The sequence below is a fragment of the Pseudomonas sp. Mn2068 genome, assembly GCF_049319725.1.
Taxonomy (GTDB): domain Bacteria; phylum Pseudomonadota; class Gammaproteobacteria; order Pseudomonadales; family Pseudomonadaceae; genus Aquipseudomonas; species Aquipseudomonas gingeri.
In genome coordinates this window covers 1-4,761 of record NZ_JBMOUG010000032.1, presented here as the reverse complement: position 1 = coordinate 4,761, position 4,761 = coordinate 1, and the positions used below count along the sequence as shown (strand labels likewise).

Annotated in this window: 2 protein-coding genes; one reads left to right on the top strand and one right to left on the bottom strand. The window is 61.6% G+C overall.

From position 1 onward, the window contains the following. The first annotated feature begins 422 nt into the window (after positions 1 to 422). Complete coding sequence (locus ACL9RJ_RS33190; RefSeq protein WP_422766017.1) at positions 423 to 2,885, top strand: glucose/quinate/shikimate family membrane-bound PQQ-dependent dehydrogenase; 2,463 nt, start codon at positions 423 to 425, stop codon at positions 2,883 to 2,885. 822 nt (positions 2,886 to 3,707) lie between these two features. On the opposite strand, the gene ACL9RJ_RS33185 is transcribed toward ACL9RJ_RS33190, so the two are convergent. Further along, entirely contained in the window at positions 3,708 to 4,361 is a 654-nt protein-coding gene (locus ACL9RJ_RS33185; RefSeq protein ID WP_017126374.1) for a Pr6Pr family membrane protein, read from the bottom strand. Positions 4,362 to 4,761 lie beyond the last annotated feature (400 nt).

Sequence of the window (4,761 nt, the reverse complement as noted above, 5' to 3'; positions counted from 1 at the left end):
TGGCCGGGGTGGTGTCGTTGGGTGGGATGGTGGTGCTGAGGGTTGGTGTGAAAACGAAGCTAACACGCCCCCCCCCCCCCCCCCCCCCCCCCCCCCCCCCCCCCCACAACCGCACTATTACCGATTCCACAATGATCCATCTCAGGGAACGCCCTGTTTCCCCCCTCACCTTGGCTTTATCCTTAGCCAGCTAACGACTGAAACGTTTCACCTTGCGTGACTTGCGCAAGAAACGTCCCGGTTCCCGGTTTTATCCCCGACTTCCCGAGCTGCGCCCAGGCCACGTCGCGTGCCGCCGTGCGCGCCCGCACAGCTGACCGCGTCCTCGAAGACCGTCACCCGATTGAACCAAGCCCGCGCCAGATCGTCATCTACAGTGATATAGCGCGGGACACCTTATAACGTCACGGAGAAACCACACTATGAGCACCGACCCTGCTTCGAGTCGAAGCCGTCTGCTGCCCAGCCTGCTCGGCATCGTGCTGCTGCTGATGGGCCTGGCCCTGCTGGCCGGAGGGATCAAGCTGAGCCTGCTCGGCGGCTCGCTGTACTACCTGCTGGCCGGGATCGGCCTGGTGCTGACCGGCGGCCTGCTGCTGGCCGCCCGCCGGGCCGCGCTGGGCCTCTACGCGCTGGTGCTGTTCGCCAGTACGCTGTGGGCTTTGTGGGAAGTCGGCCTGGACTGGTGGCAACTGGTGCCGCGCCTGGCACTGCTGTTCGCCCTCGGTATCGTCATGCTGCTGCCGTGGTTCCGCCGTCCGTTGCTGCACAGTGGCGCGGCGCCGATGGGCACCGGGGCGCTCGGCGTGGCCGTGGTCCTGGCGGGTGCCGCCGCGGTGGCCAGCCAGTTCACCCACCCCGGTGAAATCAAGGGCCAGTTGGATCGCGACGGCGTCCCCGGCATGAGCAACACCGCCCCGGCCATGGCCGACGGCGACTGGAACTCCTACGGCCGCAGTGCCCATGGCGATCGCTACTCGCCTCTCGCGCAGATCACTCCAGAGAATGCCCACAAGCTGGTGCCGGCCTGGACCTATCGGACCGGTGACATCCCGGGGCCGAACGACCCGGGTGAAACCACCGCGGAAAACACCCCGCTGAAAGTCAACGGCATGCTCTACGTGTGCACGCCACACAGCCAGGTGATCGCCCTTGACCCGGACACCGGCAAGGAAATCTGGCGTTTCGATCCGAAGCTCTCGACGCAGAAGGCGGCGAACTTCAAGGGTTGGGCGCACATGACCTGCCGTGGCGTGTCGTATCACGATGACAACGCCTACATCGCCGATGCCAGCTCATCCGCACCGGCCGCGTCCACCACTGCGTCAGTGGATGGCAACAGCGCGCCGGCCGGCCAACTGACCGCCAGCGGCCAGGAAAACCTGTGCCCGCGGCGCATCTTCCTGCCGACCGCCGACACCCGCCTGATCGCCCTGAACGCCGACACCGGCAAGATGTGCGAAGACTTCGGCGACAAGGGCCAGGTCGACCTCGGCGCCAATATCGGCACCTTTGCCCCGGGCGGCTACTACTCGACCTCGCCACCGGCCGTGACCCGCAACCTGGTGGTGATCGGCGGCCACGTCACCGACAACGTCTCCACCGACGAACCCAGCGGCGTGATCCGTGCCTTCGACGTGCACACCGGCAAGCTGGTGTGGAACTGGGACAGCGGCAACCCGGACGACACCACTCCGATCGCCCCGGGCAAGACCTACACCCGCAACTCGCCCAACATGTGGTCGATGTTCGCCGTCGATGAAAAACTCGGCATGCTCTACCTGCCGATGGGCAACCAGACGCCCGACCAGTTCGGTGGCGCCCGCACCCCGGATTCGGAGAAATTCAGCGCCGGCCTGACCGCCCTGGATATCGACACCGGCCATGTGCGCTGGAGCTTCCAGTTCACCCACCACGACCTGTGGGACATGGACGTGGGCGGCCAGCCGACCCTGATGGACCTGAAGACCACCGACGGCGTGAAGCCCGCCGTACTGGCCTCGACCAAGCAGGGCAGCATCTACGTGCTGGACCGCAGCAACGGCAAGCCGATCGTGCCGATCAACGAAGTGCCGGTGCCCCAAGGAGCCGTCGCCGGCGACCACACCTCGCCGACGCAACCGAAGTCCGACCTCAACTTCATGCCGCCGCCCCTCAAGGAACGCGACATGTGGGGCGTGACCCCGTTCGACCAGATGCTCTGCCGGATCGACTTCAAGTCGCTGCGTTATGACGGGCCGTTCACCCCGCCATCGCTGCAGGGCTCGATCGTCTATCCCGGCAACTTCGGCGTGTTCGACTGGGGCGGTATCTCGGTGGATCCGGTGCGCCAGATCGCCTTCGTCAACCCGAGCTACATGGCCTTCCGCTCCAAGCTGATCCCGGCGGCGGACATCGCCGCCCAGGGTCCGCGCAAGAGTGAAACCGAAGGCGTGCAGCCGAACAAGGGCGCGCCTTATGGCGTCATCCTCGAAGCCCTGCTGTCGCCGATGGGCCTGCCGTGCCAGGCACCGGCCTGGGGCTATGTCGCGGCGGTCGACCTGACCACCCACAAGACGATCTGGATGCACAAGAACGGCACCGTGCGCGACAGCTCACCGGTACCGATTCCCCTGAGCATGGGCGTACCGAGCCTGGGCGGGACCTTCACCACCGCCGGTGGCGTGGCCTTCCTCAGCGGCACCCTGGACCAGTACCTGCGCGCCTATGACGTGAAAAACGGCAAGCAACTCTGGGAAGGCCGCCTGCCTGCGGGCGCCCAGACCACACCGATGACCTACACCGGCAAGGACGGCAAGCAGTACGTGCTGGTGATGGCTGGCGGGCATGGTTCGCTGGGGACCAGACAAGGAGATTATGTACTGGCGTATAGGTTGTCCGAGTAAACTTGAAGCCAATGAGAAAGGCGGCTCGTCAGGAGGCCGCCTTTTTCATGAATAGATGGAAATAAAAAACTGCCAACCATGAATAAATCTATAAAAACAGCAGCAAGCCTTTCCAATCACCCGATCTGCAAAAACAGGGAAAGATATAGCCAAAAATTATAATTTACTGTCAATACTGACAGTAGACGAAGCCGGCTAATTTTTTAAAATATCTCCCAGCTGACGTTTTTTATGAGGCGCTTGCTGTTACTTCATTGATCAGCCATTTCCCTTTTGAATGGAGAAACATCATGGCTGTCTTGACCCCTGTGTTTACCTACCCTCCAGATCGTTCTCCCGGAATGGGCCCTAACCCCACCCTCTTCGGCACTGGAACGCCTGGCAGTCTCGTTATTGTCTCTCAAACCAATACTAACAATGAGTTGGGTAGAGGAGTTGTTGGACCTGACGGAACATGGGCTATCTCGGTACATGCCCCCAAAGATAATCCGGGTGCATTCAACTCATACGGTGCCTATGCAAGCCTGGATAATGAGGCATCCGGTTGGGCGGTGGACTTGACCCTGTATGTTTAGCAAACCGGAAGAAGTACAAAGGCGACCATGAAAGGGTCGCCTTTTTGCGGGAACACCCTGCCGCCTGCTCTGCCCAGCCGACCAGCACTTGCCGTGAACTTATAACTCACGGGGCTTAACTGGGCGCCCTCGATGAACCAGCCTCCATTGCTATCGGCCATGTGCTTGCCAAAGCAAAAACCTCCTCCTTCAAGACGCACGTCCACTGTCGCGTTCGCTCACACCATGACCTACCTTACTTATCCAATCAACGCTTGCCTTTCCACCGGTCCAGGGCAATCAGTACCAGCGACACCACCACGAATCCCACCAATATCATCAAGGCATTGATAAACACCTGTGGATAACCCAGTTTGTCCACTTCGATAAAGGGATAGGGGTAGGAACCAACAAAGTGCCCACGCACCAGGGCATAGATGAAATAGACCAACGGATAGAGCAGCCACGGCCAGAGATCCCGCCAGTGCAAGGTGCCCTTGGGCACGCAGAACCACCAATAGATCACAAACAGTACCGGCATCACGTCGTGCAGCAATTCATCGGCCCACCACTGCAAGCCCTCTGGGCTCCAGGTCTCGCGCAACAGCAGGTTGTACGCCAGCCCGACCACCACGATGGCGGCGGCCACGCCAGTCTGGACAGTGGGTTTGAGAAAGAAGCGGCGCAGCGCCGAATCCCCCGATGTCGCCGCGCAGGTCAGCACGATCGCCACGAGGATATTGGTCAGGACCGTGAAGTAGCTGAAGAAGATATCCACCCCGCCCAGCAGGCTTTTATCGCCCTGCCAGCGCGAAGCCAGGATCAGATACAGCTGGAGCAGCAACGCTAGCCACCCCAGCAGTGCCGCAATCTTCACGGCGATCCCACGTCCGTCCTGCGTTACAACCATTTCATCGCCCATGACCCTGGCTCCTTGGCTACGCGGCACCTGCGACGGCAAAGCGCGCAACCGATTGGGCGCTCATGAACAGGCGGTGTGTAGAACAGGACCCTAGAAGAACGCGAGGCAAGACTCTACTGTCAGAAATGACAGTCCTGACCAACGGCAGCCGCGCTCGTACACAGCTCCCACAAGCATCGCGGCGTGCACAAGATGTGCGCCTGACGCGGTACTCATTGTAGGAGTGGGCTTGCCCACGAAGGGGCCCTGGAGCCCTGCACCGCCTGCCCTGACGCCTTCGCTGGCAAGCCAGCTCCCACAAGGATTGCAGCATGCACAAGATATGCGCCTGACGCGGTACTCATTGTGGGAGTGGGCTTGCCCACGAAGAGGCCCTTGAGCCCTGCACCGCCCGCCCGGA